The following is a 15,087-nucleotide window of genomic DNA, read 5'->3' on the forward strand; positions in this document are numbered from 1 at the left end:
CCACCACCGTCGCGGGTCAGAGACGCGCTGACAACAACAGGAGATCGGAGCCGGCGTACATCCGCAGCAGTAGCGTCGAGAGCGTGTCGCAGGAGACCTCGTCCGGCGTGCGGCTGAAGACGCCGTGCTCCGTGCCGATCCGCGCGAGCTCTGCCAGCCGCCGCTCGGCCTGACGCGCTGTGAGGAAGAACCCGCTGGTGATCGGGGCGGGTGCGGCCCCGAGGCACAGCTTGCTGGCGACCCGCTCGGCGTAGTAGTAGGGCCGGCCGGCTGCACGCGGGTTCTCATCGGCCGCGCTCGTGCCCTCGTGGAGGTCGACCCCAAGGCCGAAGTAGCGGACGCCCCGTCGGCGGGGGGGCGCGCCGATCCGCCACGAGAAGTACCGCGTGTCGCCGCCCCTAAGTCCGTGCTCGACGGCGCGGAGCTCTGGCGTGTCGTCAATCGAACTACGAGCGATGGCGGGCAACGGCTCGCTCGTTAGCGGCGTTCCCGTCAACGGCAGTCGGCAACCGTCGAGGCAGGTCAGCCGAGCGGAGACGTCTTGGCAGCCGCCGTCTTTCAGCACTAACACGTACCGCACGTGGTCGCCCTCACGCTGGCCGACGAAGCCCGCGTCGCACAGCGTGAGGCTGCTGGCGTCGCGGCCAACCACAACCCCTTCTTCTGTTGTTTCTCGTGTCGCTGCATGCATGGCTCTCTCCCGATTGAGGTTCTCAAACGCCTTGGTGGCGTCATTATTGTGTCAGGAGAGATCCGCTGGCGGCGTGACACGCCGCCTCTGCACGGCGCCTCTGCACGGAGCCCCACTGAGCGTTCATCGGAGGGTGGCTGTCGCCGTCGCGATGTCGATCCGCGTGACCAGGCCCTCGCCTGCGGCCGCGAACCGCTGCTCGTGGCTCGCCTCGTTCACCTCCAGCACGCGGTGCTCGCGGAGGTACTGGCAGAGCTTCTCAAGGCCCTCTCCCTCCACGGTGACGACGACCGGCCCGAACCACAGCCGACAGCCCCGCTCGGGGTTCTCGGCCGCGAGCCGTGACAGCATCGAGTACGGATAGGCCTCGGTCTGGCCGCTGCCCTTCACGAATGCGACCATCATCTGCGCCCGGCGGCCAATTCGGCCGTAGCTAAATGCGCGGTAGTCGACGTCGGAATGGTCTCCGGTTGGTGCGGTGGCGGCCGCTTCTTGCCGGGGTTCGCCATTGGACGCCAGGAGCGACTCGATGCTAGTGCGGCTATCGGGCATAGGTCGGCTCATGGGTTGGCGTGACGACTGGCGCCAGTGACGGCGTGTGCGAGGCCTCGCGCTGCTTGCGGTGGCGGTCGTAGTGAGGGTCGGGGCCGAACATCACCTCGCTAGCGGTCGTGTTGGCGGAGGAGGCCTGCACCACATCGCGGAGCTCGGCCTTGTCGTCGGTGTAGATGCGGACCGAGCGGCGTCCGCGGGAGGCGCTGACGTAGAACTGCTCGCTGCTGGCGGCAGGGAACGACTCGGCCGACTCGGCGATCAGCACGTGATCGACCGTCCGGCCCTGGCTGGCGTGACTGGTGGTGACGTAGCCGTGCGCCAAGTGACCGAACGAGCGGTCGATGATCCAGCCGTTGGCGAGCTTCAGGTCACCGCTCGGCAGCACGCCGGCGACCTCGAAGGTCGCGCCGTTGTTGAGCCGGTGCTCGCCGTCCTTGGTGCGGCCGCCGGCGGTGAGCCGGATCTGGTCGCCGGACGCGACCGGCAGCGAACTCGCCCGGTAGACCGAGTACCGGCTCGACTGCGAGGTGATCTCAGGGTCCACGGAACCGTGTACCACGACCCGGTCGCCTTTCTGATAGCCGCGGGCGTTCTGGTGGAAAACGAGGACCGCCCCCTCCTCCAGGAACGCAGGATCCGACTTCTCGGCCTCGGTCAGGTGCAGCGGCTCCAGTTTCAGCAGCTCCCGGTCGTCGCTCTTCAAGGCTCCCTGCTCCCGCAATCTAGCTCGGATTGCAGCGGTGACGTGGGCCGCTTGGCGGTGGGTAGGCGAGACAACGAGCGCCGACTTGCCCGCTTTCGTGAGTTCGGCGTAGTCAGCGGCGATCTGCTGGTCCATCGACTTTGGGTCCAGCTCGCGAACCCAGCCAAGCTTGTCGAGTTGATCGAACCCACTGGCCAGATCCCCAGCTGACATGGCGGCGATCGCCGCCTTGTAGGCGCCCTCTTGCCGGCGGATGGTGCGGACCTCGATCGGTGTGACGCCCGCGTAGCGGTCCAACAGCGGCAGCACGCCGCCCCGCTCGACGCTGCCGTGCTGCCGCTTCCAGTCGCCCGACAGGATCACGCGGCAGTCGAGCCCGTCCGCCAGGTCGAACAGCCGCTTGAGCTGCCGGCTGCCGAGCAGTCCTGCCTCGTCGACCCACAGCACCTGGCCGCGGACTTGGTCGTGGAGTTTCTCATTGAGGAGCAGCTCGGCGACGGTCGTCGCTGTCTCGAAACCCTCGCTGCGGAGCACGCCCCGGCTCGCCTCGGCCGACGGCGCGAACGTGAACACCTGGCGCCCGCCGTCGTTGATCGCCCGCACTGCCTCGGTCATGAGCGTGGTCTTGCCGACGCCGGCGCCCCCCAACAGCAGCTGCACGCGGTCGGGGCTGTGGGCCAACTGGCGGATCGCCGACCGCTGCTCGTCGCTAAGCCACGCGTTCTCTTCGGAAACCTGCCAGGCGTCGTTCAGCGGCCTTACCGCGCCGCGGCAGCGGCGGGCGTAGTCGATGACCGCCTGCTCCTCGGCCAGCACCTCGGCGGTGGTCGCCATCCGGCGGCCGTCGATCTCGCGGGCCAGCACGTGCTGCCGGAACGCCTCCTGCTCGACGTCGTCGGCGTCGATCTGCCCCACGCCGACGCGCAACGCCTCCGCGAGTAATTTCCGCTCCGGCACGACCGCGTCGCGTTCGAAGCAATGATGGATCGCCTGCCGCACCGCGGCGGCCGTGTTCGCAGGGCCCGCGTCGACGGCGCTGCCGCCGTCTGGCTGCAGCGTCGACGGCAGGGCGTCGATGAGCTGCGCCTCCTCGTCGGTGAGCCGGGCCCGCCACGACTGCCGGAGCTCGTCGACTGTCTGGTGCTTGGTCTTGCTCTCGCGCGTCACCGCGGCCAGCTCCGACTTCTGGTCGGCGGAGGTGATCCCCCGCTCCTGGGCCAGGTCCTCGATCTGTGCCGTGCGGCGGGAGAATTTCTTGGCGAGCTCGGCGGGGATGGCGGCGATGTCCCACTGCCGGCCCGTACGGCGGAGGTCGTAGCCGAGCTCATCCTTGACCCGCCGGGCGAGCCGGGCGTGGAATCGGGCCTCGAAGTAGCCGGCGTCCCGCTTCAGGTCGCGGAACTGGGCCGCCTTGAACCGGTTCTCGACTGGGTCCAATGTCGCGTTGAACACGAAACAGTGGGCGTGCAGGTGCGGGTCGGGCTCCCCCTCGATCGGGCGGGCCGTCTTGTGAACAAAGGTCCCCCAGACGAGGTTGCCGGTGACGCGGTCCTCCTGCTTGCCGCTGGTCCGGACGCGGGTCTTGGATTCTTGCTCGATCTCCCGCATGGTCGCTTCGACCGACTCCTCGAAGACGCGGCCGATCCGCTCGTCGCCGAAGGCGTACGCCAGGCTCAGACCCTTGGGCACATGAAAATTAAAGTCGTAGCCGACCGTGCGGTCGTGGTTGGTGCGGGCCGTGAGCGGGTCTCCCGTCCGCGGGTCCAGGTTGTCGCACAGCATGTCAAAGCTCGGCTGGTCGACGGTCCCCTCCAGCCCGAGCAGCTTGGCGGCCTTGCCGCCCCAGCGGCCGGGCATCTCTTGGCTCTCGCCGTAGTACTCGGCGTGGCTGTAGTACGACTTGGCACTGGCCGCCGACCGGTTCTGCACGATCCTCAGCATCGCTTCTCGCTCCCGACTCCGTCGCTAATCCCCGCTGTCTACTCACGCGCGGGGGCCGGCGGGTGTGGCGCCGGGCGACATTGATTTCCGGGTAGCGCGAATCGGGGCGACTGTCAACGAAAAACGGACGGTCCTTGCGACTGCGATGGTTTGTCGAAGTGCTTGCTCGCTGGGGTCTGTGGATGACGGACGTGCTGCCGCGTCGGGATCACGTGGGACGTGAGGGCTTGCTGCCTGGGGCATGGCCCCCTTCTTGCATTGGGCCGTGCGGACGCCCCTAGCGGGCCAGTTGATGCTGTTGCTTAGCCCCGTCGCCGTGCCCGGCAAGCCGAAAAAATCGGCGCCCCCTGAAGGTCTCCCCCAATTTTTTGGCTGGCCTTGCCCGGCTGTGTGCGGGTCTTGGGCGCGGGCATCAGGCCGCGAGGGTCGCAGCCGACAACCCACTAGAAGGAGTAACTACCATGACCAACCAGAACCCCAAGAACGCCCCCGTCGATCGCATCCGCCTCGGACGCATCTCGGCCGCCATCTGGAAACAGACCGCTGGCGACGGCAAGACGTTCTACAACTTCACCATCGAGCGGAGCTACAAGGACGACACCGGCAACTACCAGTCGGCCGCCAGCTTCTCGCTCGGGGACGCCCTGGTCGTCGCCAAGCTGGCCAACCTGGTCGACACCCGCATCCGCCGACTACTGGATGCGGAGTACGCGGCGACGCGGAGCGAGGAAGAGTACGGCGACGCCGAGTAAGGATCGCCGACGAACCGGCCGGCCGGGCATCGCCCGGCCGGCTTTTTTATGTACTGGCGTGGAGCACGAATTGAATTGACTTTGGGGGACGGCAGTGGCAGTCTTGACCTAGAATCTATGGAGACAGGCATGACCTACTGCATCCCGCCCGAGTACGAACACGTGCTGAGCGACTCAGTCGCCCGGGGCGGCTTCGCCTCGCCCGACGAGGCGCTGCGGCATGCCCTCGAGCTGCTGGCCGCCGAGCAGGGCCGACCGACCCCTGTCGGTAACCACCGCCCCGACGCCTGGGCGGCCAGCTTCCGCCGCTGGGCCGAAGGACACCCCAGCGGCGACCACCACGTCGACGCCGATCGGCAATCGATCTACGACGACCGCGGCGTGTGAGGCTGCTGGTCGACACCAACATTTTGCTCCGGGCGTCGCAGCCCGACTCGCCGCTGTTTGAGACCTGCGTCCGGGCCGTCGAGGCGTTGCCCGCCGCCGGCTACACCGGCTTCTTGGTCCCGCAGGTGGTCTACGAGTACTGGGTCGTGGCCACGCGGCCGGCCGACGTGAACGGCCTGGCCTTCTCGGTCGAGCAGACGACGCTCGAGGTCGCCCGGCTGGCGACGCTGCTGCCCCTGCTCCCGGACGACCGGGGCGTGTTTGAGCAGTGGCAGGCCTTGGTGACCAGGTACGGCGTCGCGGGCAAGAACGCCCACGACGCACGACTCGTGGCGGCGATGCAGCGGCATCGCCTGACGCACCTGCTGACGCTCAACGCGGACGATTTTGCCCGCTACGACGAGGTGCGGGTGCTGTCGCCAGCGGAGCTGGCGGCGGGCTAATCGCCTAGCGGCGGATGACAACAAACGTGGTCGCCTGCGGCGTCACTTACATGAGGGGGGCTGTCCCCCCAAGCCGTCAAGGATCGGGGCCACGCGACCGGCGGCTTCCTCCCCCCTTCCGCGCTGCGCTTGTGCAGCGGGGCCCCTCCGCCGCCGGTCGTCCTTGACTGCTCTCCCCCCGCACTTTCGGCCTTCGTCCCCCTTGCCCAAAAGCAGTTGCTTTTTTGCAAGGGGTTTTTCTTGCAGTGTCTTAATCACAAGGAGTATTGACGATGGCTACCAAGTCCAAGAACCGCACCGACATCTACGCCAAGGTTACGAACCAGATCATTGCCGAACTAGAGCGGGGCGTCCGGCCCTGGCACAAACCCTGGAACGCCGAGCACGCGGCGGGCAGGATCTGCCGGCCGCTCAGGCACAACGGCACCCCCTACCACGGGATCAATATCCTGATGCTATGGGCCTCGGCAGAGGAAGCCGGCTTCCACTGCCCGCACTGGCTGACGTTCAAGCAAGCTAAAGAGTTAGGCGGCTCGGTCCGCAAGGGCGAGAAGGGTTCGCCGGTGGTGTACGCGAGCACGTTCACCCGGAGCGAGACAACCGACGACGGGGCCGAGGTGGCGGAGCAGGTGCCGTTCCTGAAGCAGTACACAGTATTCAATGCCTGCCAGGTCGACGGGCTGCCGGACCGCTACTACGAGTTGGCGGCGGCGCCGCGTGAGACCGTAGAGCGGATCGAGCAGGCGGACCGGTTTTTTGTGGCTACCGGTGCCGAGATCCGCACCGGCGGGAACCGGGCCTACTACACGATTGAGGGCGACTATATCCAGCTGCCGCCGATCGAGTGCTTTGTCGACTCGGAGTCGCACGCGTCCACGCTGGCGCACGAGGCGACGCACTGGACGCGGCACCCATCGCGGTTGGACCGTGATTTGGGTCGGAAGCGGTGGGGTGACGCTGGCTACGCCATGGAAGAACTGGTCGCCGAGCTGGGGTCGGCTTTTCTGTGTGCCGATCTGGAAATCACGCCGGAGGTCCGCGAGGACCACGCTAGCTACCTGGCCAGCTGGCTCGAGGTGCTGAAGGACGACAAGCGGGCCATCTTTACGGCCGCCTCGCTGGCGTCCAAGGCGGTGGACTACCTGCACGGGCTGCAGCCGGGCGAGGACTGATCCTGGCTGCGGTGCCGGGCGGCCGACAGCGGCCGCCCGGCGGGAGGACGTGCAGAATCTGATTTACATCGCTTGGCGCCTGCGCTACGCTCGCTCGCATGATGACCACGTTCGACCACCAGGCCTTTGATGCCCGCCTCGGCGAGCAGCTTCGGCTTGCCCGCAAAAAACGCGGCATCACGAAGAGTGGACTGGCCGCCGGGCTGCAGCTTCCGCTGACGGCGCGGCAGCTAGAACAGATCGAACGCGGCGATGCGAGTCTCTCCGCCGTGCACCTGGTGCAGATCGTCCAGCGGCTGGACCTGCCGCTGGCGTTGCTGCTGGGTCGGGTCCTGCTCGACGCCCGCCTGGATGAGTCCGAGCTAGCGGAAGCCTGGCAGCGGCTCGACGGGCCGGCACGCAGTCGCCTGCGGCGGCTTGTGTGCCACGTCGCCGATGGGGACGCGATCGAGAGCGCGTAGCTTCTGCCTCGCGTGGGCCTGGCATCCATCTCCTGCCGTGACGCAGCCGCCACGCCGGTGTTGTCCGAACCGTTTCAGTCGATGTCGGAGCTGCTCGCTTTGGAGTTGGTGACCGGGGTGATCCTGCCAGCCGCGTGCTGACTGTCAACGGTCGCAAAAAAATCTCCTCCCGCTTTGCTGGAGATTTTTTGGTCGAGCTGCAGGCAGCAAACCGTTGACAGCCCGCCCTATCCGTCTGGCGTTAGGACACCCTGTTCACACTAACCCAAAGGAGACTACTCATGTGCAAACACCCTTCCCCGGCCCCCTGGAGCTACGACTACAGCCCTTATCGAGCCATGGACGGACAAGAGATCCCTGCGTTCGAGGTCTTCGACGTAAACGGCGACAAGATCTTTGATACCAACGAAAACACCCCCGCAGAATTGCAGGAAATGAACGCGAGACTTGCCGCCGCCACGCCTGTCTTGTGTTCTGCCCTTGCCGAGTGTGTTCGGCTATTGGCCGACTATAGTGAGAGTGACGGCGAAGAGGGCATGGCATATCGCAGCGGGCGAGCCGCCCTTGATGAGGCGTGGGGGAGCATCACATGATCGATGGCTCTGGCCCCTCTCAATAGGGCGATCCTCGCCGTTCCACCCACTTACGGCAAAACCCGAGGAACGCCGCGTCGGGACGCCGCGGGCGTTCGGTAAGCCAGGCCCGCCACTCTTGTTCGATCACGTAGACGTCCCACCCCGGCGCCAGCATCCTCGCCTCGTCGTAGATCTCTGCCGCCAGCAGGATGCTGCCGTCCCGCTCGGTCGCCTGCTCGCTACGCTGCAGGCGATTGGTGAAGATTACCAGGTCGTTCTGACCGAGCCGGATGTCGTAGTCGGGGATGTGCCGGTGCACGGCGTGCTCGCGGGTGATCCGCGTCACCAGCCGCCGGAACTCCTTCAGGGTGGACGTCGAGCCGCACTTCTTCCGCAGCAGTTCGAGCGAGATCTTCCACGACGCCTGGCGGCCGCAGAACTTGCGGCCGATCTCGTAGAGACGCCGCTCCAGCGGCTTGCGGAGCCGGAAGTAGTCCTTGTTGAGGGTCAGCACCTCGTTGTGCCGGATCGCGGCGAACACCCAGTCGGCCAGCTTGACCTCGATCTCCTGCATCCGGCCGTCCCGGGTCTGGCGGACGATCTTGGCCCGCTCGATCAGCCCGAACGTCTCAAAAATCTCCTGGCCGCCGGTGACGATGTTGGTGCTGATCCGCGTGCCCGAGAGCCGCTCCAGCGCCGCCTTCAAGGCCTCGTAGCCCTGGCCGTTGGTCATCCGGTTGGTGGCGGTCAGCAGGTCGTACGCCTTGAACCGCACGACGGGCGAGACCGCGTGGCCTGCATTACGGGCGGCCATCAGCTGGCTGATGCAGTAGATCAGCACGTCGCGGTCGTGCACCGTCGCCAGCCCATCGGATGAGGGTTTGACTTCGATGAAGCAGTCGCCGTGCTCGTACCGGCGGACGCGGTAGTCGGGCTTTGACGAGAGCGAGAACACCGGGTGCTCCATGGACGCCAGGTCCCCCTTGGGGGCGGCGTCGAGCACGTCGCAGACAAAGAAGTCGGCGGTCGGGTGCCGGTCGGGCAGCAGCGGCGAGCGGTCGCCTAAAGGGGGGTCGAGCAGCGTGTCGGTCATCGACGCCGATACTTCGATATTCCGCCCACCTTGTCAAGCACTTTCGATGGTTCACCCACCGCACGAGTCTTCGATAGTTTACCCACCGAGTATCGATGGTCTGCCCACCCGCTTTCGATATTCTACCCACCGCACGGTCTGAGAACGCTTTTCGATTCAAGGGCTTGGCGATGGCTATCCACAGCGTAACTCTTATTTAACTCTATTCTTAACTCTCCCTTGAGCGATCGAGCCTGTGGATAAGTCGCCAATCGAACCCAAGGGAGAGTCGAAAATGCGTGGGCTGACGCCCACAACCTGCTCGCCTACCCTTCGGCGCTCCGCGCCTCGCCCCATGCTCCGCATGGCCTGTTGGCGGATGCGGCCAGGCCGCGGAGCCTGACAGCGGACCGAGCGCTGGGAGAGGTCCGATTGCTTAGCAGAGTGAGATCGGTGGTGGCTGCCAGGGAATACCCCTCAATCGGCTTCTCGCCGTGCCGAGAGGGCCACCTCGAGGACCGGTACCCCCTCTGCCTCTGGCGGGCGGTGGGGCCTCTACGGCGAAAAAATCGCGTGACAACGCCTGATTGCTGGCTATGCTCGCCCGATGCCCCGCCGCTCACCTCCGCAGGACTCCCAGGAGAAGTCCCCGTACACGGCTCAACCACGGTTGATCTCCGCCGGCGAGTTGCGGTTCTATCACACCGTGCTCGAGCCCAGCTTCGGCAATCGTTTCTACATCGGCGTTCAGGTCCCGATGACCGCCGTGCTGCGCGTCAACGACGAGCAGTGGGACCGGGCCGCCGGACGCCGGATCCGGCAGAAGCGGCTCGACTTCGTGCTCGCCTACGCCAAGACGTTCCGCGTGGCCGCGGTGGTCGAGTTGGATGACCTCAGCCATCGCGACTCCGAGCGACGACGACGAGATCGGTTCGTCGGGCGGGCGTTGCAGGAGGCCGGCGTGCTCCTGATCCGGATCCCGGTGTACCGGAAGTACGACGCGAAGCGGATCCGGGCGATCGTTAACCGTCGGCTCCGCGAGCAACGAATGCGTGACAGGGCGGGGGGAGTCTGACCTGCAGGGGGGCGCCACGCGTGAGGCCCGATCGATGGCAAGCTGAAACCGCCGCCGGTCGCCGCCAGCAGAAAACCGGTTCCTCCCCGCGTTCGCTCCCGCTCCGCCGGGGTCCCTCCCGTTTTCGACTGGCCCCGAGCGCTCCGCTCCGGCTGCCGCGGTTTCTCGAGCCTGCCACCGGGCCCCAGCAAGCGTGGCCCTCTAACCCAACAGGAGACTCACCATGGCCCACCTCGTATCGACCCTTTTTCACCGCAGCTTCCCCGGGCCGTTTGACTACTTCCCGAGCCACGACGGCGTTGACGAAACCTTCGAGTTGACCTGTTTGACCACGGACGACTTTGTGATCGCGACCCACTTCTGGGACGAGCGTGAGTGGGCGGAAACCCGGATCGCGGTCGTGGCGGCGGTGCTAAACGACTCCCTGGGCGGCGAAGACGAGGACTTCTTGGCGGCCCTCAATCCCCAAACGCTCGCCCATTTCCGGGATCAATTGCCGGGCCCCTACTTCGTCAAGGTTGAGTACTGCGATTACATGGGGATCCAGTTCTGCGTGAACTGCCGCACGTCCGGCGAAACGGTGATCCACACTACGCAGCGATACTCCGCGTTGACGGCCTGCACGGTCGCCCGAAACATCGCCGCCGTCCTCAATTCGGCGTTCCTGGACGACTTAATTCCAGCGGCCATCGCCAATGCCGAGGCTCGCTCGCCAGCGTAGTACTCCCAATATTCTTCATCAGCCGTAAGCCCCGCGGCAAGCGGCGTCCGACTGGCCATGTGGCGCCAACTGGGACCATCGTCTTGCTCGTAAGGGCATCGTTCTGACAAGCCCAACGACAACCGGTTCCCGGTATGCCTCAGCTGCCTCAATCAAATGGTTGAGGTTAACGAAAGTTGATCGAGAACGAAGCAAGCCATGAAGGTGAAGTTTTGTTAAGAAACGAAATCCCCCACCAATGAATTCTTACAGACGTCTTCCCTTAAGCCTGCTTAAGGAGAGTTTTACCGTAAAACATGCCGGGCGGCCGGTTGGGCCGACGGCCTGCGGGCGTGTTTGCATGATGGCTGGCCAGCATGAAAGCATGCTTACACGGTTATAATCTCGACAGCTTTTCGGATGGCTGGTTGGCCTCTTTGCTGGCTGGCACGATGGGGGAAGTTTTTGCTTGCCAGCTGGATGGCTTTGCGCTACGGTCGCCGCATGACAGTAATCACCATCGCAAACTCCAAAGGGGGCGTCGGAAAGTCGACCGTCGCGGTCCACCTCGCCGCCTGGCTCCACGAGCAAGGCCACCGGGTCACACTCGCCGACTGCGACACGCAGCAGAGCTCCTCGGAATGGATCCGTGAGGCCGCGCCCGAGGTCCGGGCCGTCCGTCTCAACAACCCCGACCATATTCTGAACGAGCTGCCGGCGCTCGCGGCCGAGACCGACTACGCGATCGCCGACGGCCCCGGCAGTCAGACCGAGACCAGCCGGGCGCTCTTGCTGCGAGCAGACCTCGCCATCGTGCCGTGCAAGGCGTCGATGCTGGAGGTCCGGGCGCTGGCGAAGGCGACCGAGGTGCTCAGGCAGGCCCAGGACATCCGCGGCGGCGTTCCTGAGGCAGTGATTGTGCTCTGCATGGTCGGCAAGCGTTACCGCTTAACCAAAGACATGCAGGACGCCGCGGCGGCATTGCAGCTTCCGCTGGCGGATACGGCGATGACACTGCGCCAGATTTACGCCGACGCCCCCGGTCAGGGAGCGGTCGTCTGGCAGATGGGCGCCCGCGCCCGAACGGCGGCCGACGAGGTGCACCGCCTGTTCGCCGAGCTCCTGCCCGAGGCCCAGCGCCGTAAAATGAAATCAGCGTAGAGGGAGGAGATATGGTAGAGCGACGTCCATTGGTGGAGGGGATTTCGGGGGCGAAGCCGGAGGAGGAGAAGGAATTCGTGTATGGAGGTCAGCAGCAGGCTGCCAAGAGCACGGAGGCGAACCGTGCCGCTACGGTAAATGATCAACCACCATCAAGAATCCTGCCGCAGATGGCGAGCCGCGTGCCGATCACCACGCGGGCCCGGCCGGAGATTGCCTCGGCGCTCAAGCGGGCGTCGCTCCAGCGGCAGCTCAGCGGCGAGCAGCCGTTCTACGTGCAGGAGATTCTTGAAGAAGCCTTAATGGCTTGGCTGAAGAGCCATGGTTACCTCTAGAACTAGGCAAGGGCTAGCTGCGCTGCCCACCCAACTTCCTGCGAACGTTCCGAGTATGCATCTTCTCATGAGCAGCCCAAGCAAACGCGAGTACTCGCAGTAGCGATCGATAGCGTTTAGTGGATTAGGTCAGATGAGTCTGCAATCGCTTTACCGCCAGTCAACGCTGCGAGTGCTTCGGCCTATTCGATATCGCAAGTCGACGCGGGCGGCGCCCCGCCGCGGCGGCCCGACCGACCGGCGGTCTGCGCGGGGTGCGTCTTCGGCGAGCCTCGCGTCTACCAATTCGACGCCGAGACCCAAGAGGCCCGCCGGCCGGTGCGTATCCGAGTGCAACTAGTAGAAACCTGCGTCGGTACCGACACGCCGCGGATCGGCAAGACGCCTTGCCAGGCAGGCCGGTGCATCTGAGCTGAACTGCGGGCGGTGTAGACGACCTCGGCGGATTCGAGCTTGCCCTTCGGCGCGTCGGCTGAGGCAACCGCTGGAGGTTTCACGAATGGCAAAAGGCCGGTGGTGAGGAGGCTTCGACAGGCTCCTTGCAGTTCAGCCCTTGGCGCCAGCGGATGGTAAGCTACCTGTGGCAAGCAATTCGCCCAGCATTATGAGGCATGTCCGCTTCGATAGTGGCGAGCCATTCCTCTACCGTGGTTCAAGGTCCACGTAGGTTGGATCGTTGCGTTCGGCAACGATCCGGTCGTCTCTTAGCTTCAGTTCGACGACCTGGATCGATGACCGTCGTTGCTCGTAACCATCCTTCTTCAGGCCTTCGCCGACTCGGCCGGGATGCGTGAAGTAGAAAAGATAGGCCCTATTCTTAGAGACGATCACATCGCCATGGCGGGCGGTCGTGGTGTCGTCGGTCCCAACGCCGCTGCCGTGGGGCATCAGTGGGCCGCCCGACTGCTGGATCCAATCGATGCCGTCGTTGGATCGAAAGGTCTTGAAACCCCGACCGTCACAGAGAATCATCCAATCCGCGCCCTTCCAGTGAAATATGGCGGGGCCCTCGCCTTGGGTCGACAGCACTCTTTGAGGCTCAGACCACCGCTTCAGGTCCTCGCTACCGAGGAAGTAGAAGGTCGAGGCGTGGTTGGATGGGTCCTTGTAGTAGAGCCGCCACGCGCCCTGTGGCGTACGAATAGCTTCCGCGTCGTAGCTGCCAACAGGCAAGTCGAAGGTGTGGTCGACTTGCCAATTGCGGAGGTCATCGCTAGATAGCTGAACGATGTAGCCAGGAACCTTGCCCCAGCTCTCGGCCACGCCAGCCTGGATGCTTAGGAACAGGCGCCAGGCGCCGTCGTCACCGCGGACGATGTCTGGCGCCCACAACGTGGCGTTGCCGCCGCCGAGTTCTTCCGGCAAGCGGGGAATGTTCGCTGTACCGACGTAGGACCAATGGGCGCCGTCCTCTGACTCCGCGATACCTATCTTGGTCTTAAAGACCCAGCTGACGCCCGGCAGCTCGGTCTCGGTGGAGCGGCGATTGGTGTAGAACATCCACCACTTCTTTACGATCGGATTCCACACGATGCAGGGGTCGGCCGCTCCATCGTAAACCGGGTCGCGGAAGAGGGGCTTAGCCGCGAGGACGCCGGATTGGTAGTGGAAATTATCGAAGCGGGTTGTCCCGGTCCCCGTGGCCACTAGCCCAGCACGTAAGGCGTAGAAGCTGCGATGGTTGTTGTGGTGCATGCCAGAGACGTCGAGGTGATCGACGAGGGTCACCCACTCGCTGCCGTCCTTGCTGACCTGCAGGGTGCAGAGATCTTTTTGGTTGATGATCTTGAGGATGAAGTTCTTACCGAGCTTGTTCTCGAACGTCTCACTTTCGAAGGCGTCCCTGTGAACGGTAAAGCTCGACTCGTCTGCGGTAATTCCCGCAAACACGCTCTTTCGGTAGAAGAGAATCAGACCGCCCGCTCCCGCTTCCCTCAAGTCGACCTCTACCTGAACCTCGTAGTGGTGGTCGGGAATGGTGACGAGCATCTTGCGGCCGTTGGCGGGGGACTCTCCCCTGCCGCGTAGAAAAAGGCTTCCCTCCTTGAGGTCGATGGCGTTGTGAGGGTAGCGGCCCCAGAACGACCACAGCAGGCCGAGCTTGTCATCTGAGAAATCATCAGACGGGTCGACCGGCAAGACGTTGGAGCTCGACGGCAACGGCGCTCGGTCCTCGTCAAGCGTAAACCAGCCGTCGTCAGTCCACTTGATCGGGTCGATGAGGGTGTGGCGGCCGAGCGTGTGAGCGGCCCGCTTGTAGCCGTGATAGACGATCCACCAATCGTTCTGAGAATCGCACACAAGGGTCCCGTGGCCTTTCGACCACCATGGCTCGTCCGCTGAGTGCGTGCGGACAATCGGGTTGTAAGGCGAATTCTCCCACGGGCCGTCTATGTTTTTTGAGCGGGCCGAGACGACCATATGGCTAGTCGGTGGTCCGGCCGTTCCGCCCTGGGCGCTGGTCAGGTAGTAGTAACCGTCCTTGTAGTTGAGCTTGGGCGATTCGAGGTAGAAGCCCTCGGTCTTCCACTCGCGTGGGTAACGCCACCCCTTGTACACGGTCGTCAGTTTGCCGGTGGTAGAGAGCCCGTCGTCTGCGAGTGGGATCATCGTCCCAGCGCTGAGGTGGAGGTAGCGTTTGCCGTCCTGGTCAACCACGTGGCCGGGGTCGATACGCTGCGTCTTGAGGTCGATGGGCGGGCTCCAGGGGCCACGGATGTCGTCGGCCCAGATGACCCAGTTGGTGCCGGAGGCGGGGTAATAGATGTAGTAGCGGCCATCGTGCTTTACCAAGTCCGGCGCGTAAGCCGAGCCCCGGATCTCGGTGTGGGTGCGGGCGAGAGGCTCCCAGTTGACGAGATCGGTAGAACGCCAGATGAGAAAACCAGGAGAATAGACGAAGGGCGAGTGAGTCATATAGAACTCCTCGCCATCCCGGATGATGGTGGGGTCCGGAAAATCACCGGGGAGGATCGCCCTGGGGTAATCCGCCGCGACCAACGACGAGGAGGCGAGCAACAGGAGCACGAATATTAGCATCGGTTTCATTTCTGTAGTTCGTCTC

15 protein-coding genes are annotated in these 15,087 nt (G+C 64.7%); 10 read left to right on the top strand and 5 right to left on the bottom strand.

Annotation, left to right across the window (positions count from 1 at the left end):
* Nucleotides 1-16: 16 nt before the first annotated feature.
* The 3 genes from KOR34_RS00510 to mobF form a co-directional block, all read right to left on the bottom strand.
* Entirely contained in the window at nucleotides 17-691 is a 675-nt protein-coding gene (locus tag KOR34_RS00510; RefSeq protein ID WP_146561223.1) for a hypothetical protein, read from the bottom strand.
* A gap of 123 nt (nucleotides 692-814) precedes the next feature.
* On the bottom strand, nucleotides 815-1,243 hold the full coding sequence (locus KOR34_RS00515) for a hypothetical protein (RefSeq protein ID WP_146561225.1): 429 nt from the start codon (nucleotides 1,241-1,243) through the stop codon (nucleotides 815-817).
* Nucleotides 1,233-3,890 (bottom strand): MobF family relaxase, encoded by a 2,658-nt coding sequence (gene mobF / locus KOR34_RS00520; RefSeq protein ID WP_146561227.1) that lies wholly within the window; start codon nucleotides 3,888-3,890, stop codon nucleotides 1,233-1,235. Before mobF ends, KOR34_RS00515 begins: the two co-directional genes overlap by 11 nt.
* Nucleotides 3,891-4,351: 461 nt before the next feature.
* On the opposite strand from mobF, the gene KOR34_RS00525 reads away from it, so the two are divergent.
* The 6 genes from KOR34_RS00525 to KOR34_RS00555 all read left to right on the top strand — a co-directional run bounded on the left by KOR34_RS00525 (nucleotide 4,352) and on the right by KOR34_RS00555 (nucleotide 7,698).
* Nucleotides 4,352-4,642: a hypothetical protein gene (locus KOR34_RS00525; RefSeq protein WP_197531009.1), complete on the top strand. Its 291-nt coding sequence runs from the start codon at nucleotides 4,352-4,354 to the stop codon at nucleotides 4,640-4,642.
* A gap of 129 nt (nucleotides 4,643-4,771) precedes the next feature.
* Nucleotides 4,772-5,029 carry a hypothetical protein gene (locus tag KOR34_RS00535; RefSeq protein WP_146561228.1) on the top strand — a complete coding sequence of 86 codons (258 nt, stop codon included), beginning with the start codon at nucleotides 4,772-4,774 and terminating at the stop codon, nucleotides 5,027-5,029.
* Nucleotides 5,026-5,472, top strand: coding sequence for a type II toxin-antitoxin system VapC family toxin (locus KOR34_RS00540; RefSeq protein WP_197531010.1), 447 nt, complete (start codon nucleotides 5,026-5,028; stop codon nucleotides 5,470-5,472). Before KOR34_RS00535 ends, KOR34_RS00540 begins: the two co-directional genes overlap by 4 nt.
* A 272-nt stretch (nucleotides 5,473-5,744) precedes the next feature.
* Complete coding sequence (locus KOR34_RS00545; RefSeq protein WP_146561232.1) at nucleotides 5,745-6,644, top strand: ArdC family protein; 900 nt, start codon at nucleotides 5,745-5,747, stop codon at nucleotides 6,642-6,644.
* A 101-nt stretch (nucleotides 6,645-6,745) separates the two neighbouring features.
* A complete protein-coding gene (locus tag KOR34_RS00550) occupies nucleotides 6,746-7,105 on the top strand; it encodes a helix-turn-helix domain-containing protein (RefSeq protein ID WP_197531011.1) in 360 nt (119 codons plus the stop codon).
* Between the two features lie 281 nt (nucleotides 7,106-7,386).
* Nucleotides 7,387-7,698, top strand: coding sequence for a hypothetical protein (locus KOR34_RS00555; protein WP_146561235.1), 312 nt, complete (start codon nucleotides 7,387-7,389; stop codon nucleotides 7,696-7,698).
* Between the two features lie 19 nt (nucleotides 7,699-7,717).
* Here KOR34_RS00555 and KOR34_RS00560 read toward each other — a convergent pair whose 3' ends face one another.
* Nucleotides 7,718-8,773: a replication initiator protein A gene (locus KOR34_RS00560; RefSeq protein WP_146561237.1), complete on the bottom strand. Its 1,056-nt coding sequence runs from the start codon at nucleotides 8,771-8,773 to the stop codon at nucleotides 7,718-7,720.
* Nucleotides 8,774-9,359: 586 nt separating this feature from the next.
* On the opposite strand from KOR34_RS00560, the gene KOR34_RS00565 reads away from it, so the two are divergent.
* The 4 genes from KOR34_RS00565 (at nucleotide 9,360) to KOR34_RS00580 (ending at nucleotide 12,023) form a co-directional block, all read left to right on the top strand.
* Nucleotides 9,360-9,827, top strand: coding sequence for a DUF2726 domain-containing protein (locus tag KOR34_RS00565; RefSeq protein WP_146561239.1), 468 nt, complete (start codon nucleotides 9,360-9,362; stop codon nucleotides 9,825-9,827).
* A 223-nt stretch (nucleotides 9,828-10,050) separates the two neighbouring features.
* Complete coding sequence (locus KOR34_RS00570) at nucleotides 10,051-10,548, top strand: hypothetical protein (protein ID WP_146561241.1); 498 nt, start codon at nucleotides 10,051-10,053, stop codon at nucleotides 10,546-10,548.
* 483 nt (nucleotides 10,549-11,031) lie between these two features.
* Nucleotides 11,032-11,688: a ParA family protein gene (locus KOR34_RS00575; protein WP_228714444.1), complete on the top strand. Its 657-nt coding sequence runs from the start codon at nucleotides 11,032-11,034 to the stop codon at nucleotides 11,686-11,688.
* 11 nt (nucleotides 11,689-11,699) lie between these two features.
* Nucleotides 11,700-12,023, top strand: coding sequence for a hypothetical protein (locus KOR34_RS00580; RefSeq protein WP_146561245.1), 324 nt, complete (start codon nucleotides 11,700-11,702; stop codon nucleotides 12,021-12,023).
* 642 nt (nucleotides 12,024-12,665) lie between these two features.
* On the opposite strand, the gene KOR34_RS00585 is transcribed toward KOR34_RS00580, so the two are convergent.
* Nucleotides 12,666-15,071, bottom strand: coding sequence for a family 43 glycosylhydrolase (locus KOR34_RS00585; protein WP_146561247.1), 2,406 nt, complete (start codon nucleotides 15,069-15,071; stop codon nucleotides 12,666-12,668).
* Nucleotides 15,072-15,087 lie beyond the last annotated feature (16 nt).

Origin of the sequence: Posidoniimonas corsicana, assembly GCF_007859765.1 — a bacterium.
GTDB lineage: Bacteria > Planctomycetota > Planctomycetia > Pirellulales > Lacipirellulaceae > Posidoniimonas > Posidoniimonas corsicana.

What these genes read in the sequence shown, in the direction of transcription:
- KOR34_RS00510 (WP_146561223.1), bottom strand. Translation starts at nt 691, where the DNA reads ATGCATGCAGCGACACGAGAAACAACAGAAGAAGGGGTTGTGGTTGGC.
- KOR34_RS00515 (WP_146561225.1), bottom strand. Translation starts at nt 1,243, where the DNA reads ATGCCCGATAGCCGCACTAGCATCGAGTCGCTCCTGGCGTCCAATGGC.
- mobF (WP_146561227.1), bottom strand. Translation starts at nt 3,890, where the DNA reads ATGCTGAGGATCGTGCAGAACCGGTCGGCGGCCAGTGCCAAGTCGTAC.
- KOR34_RS00525 (WP_197531009.1), top strand. Translation starts at nt 4,352, where the DNA reads ATGACCAACCAGAACCCCAAGAACGCCCCCGTCGATCGCATCCGCCTC.
- KOR34_RS00535 (WP_146561228.1), top strand. Translation starts at nt 4,772, where the DNA reads ATGACCTACTGCATCCCGCCCGAGTACGAACACGTGCTGAGCGACTCA.
- KOR34_RS00545 (WP_146561232.1), top strand. Translation starts at nt 5,745, where the DNA reads ATGGCTACCAAGTCCAAGAACCGCACCGACATCTACGCCAAGGTTACG.
- KOR34_RS00550 (WP_197531011.1), top strand. Translation starts at nt 6,746, where the DNA reads ATGACCACGTTCGACCACCAGGCCTTTGATGCCCGCCTCGGCGAGCAG.
- KOR34_RS00555 (WP_146561235.1), top strand. Translation starts at nt 7,387, where the DNA reads ATGTGCAAACACCCTTCCCCGGCCCCCTGGAGCTACGACTACAGCCCT.
- KOR34_RS00560 (WP_146561237.1), bottom strand. Translation starts at nt 8,773, where the DNA reads ATGACCGACACGCTGCTCGACCCCCCTTTAGGCGACCGCTCGCCGCTG.
- KOR34_RS00565 (WP_146561239.1), top strand. Translation starts at nt 9,360, where the DNA reads ATGCCCCGCCGCTCACCTCCGCAGGACTCCCAGGAGAAGTCCCCGTAC.
- KOR34_RS00570 (WP_146561241.1), top strand. Translation starts at nt 10,051, where the DNA reads ATGGCCCACCTCGTATCGACCCTTTTTCACCGCAGCTTCCCCGGGCCG.
- KOR34_RS00575 (WP_228714444.1), top strand. Translation starts at nt 11,032, where the DNA reads ATGACAGTAATCACCATCGCAAACTCCAAAGGGGGCGTCGGAAAGTCG.
- KOR34_RS00580 (WP_146561245.1), top strand. Translation starts at nt 11,700, where the DNA reads ATGGTAGAGCGACGTCCATTGGTGGAGGGGATTTCGGGGGCGAAGCCG.
- KOR34_RS00585 (WP_146561247.1), bottom strand. Translation starts at nt 15,071, where the DNA reads ATGAAACCGATGCTAATATTCGTGCTCCTGTTGCTCGCCTCCTCGTCG.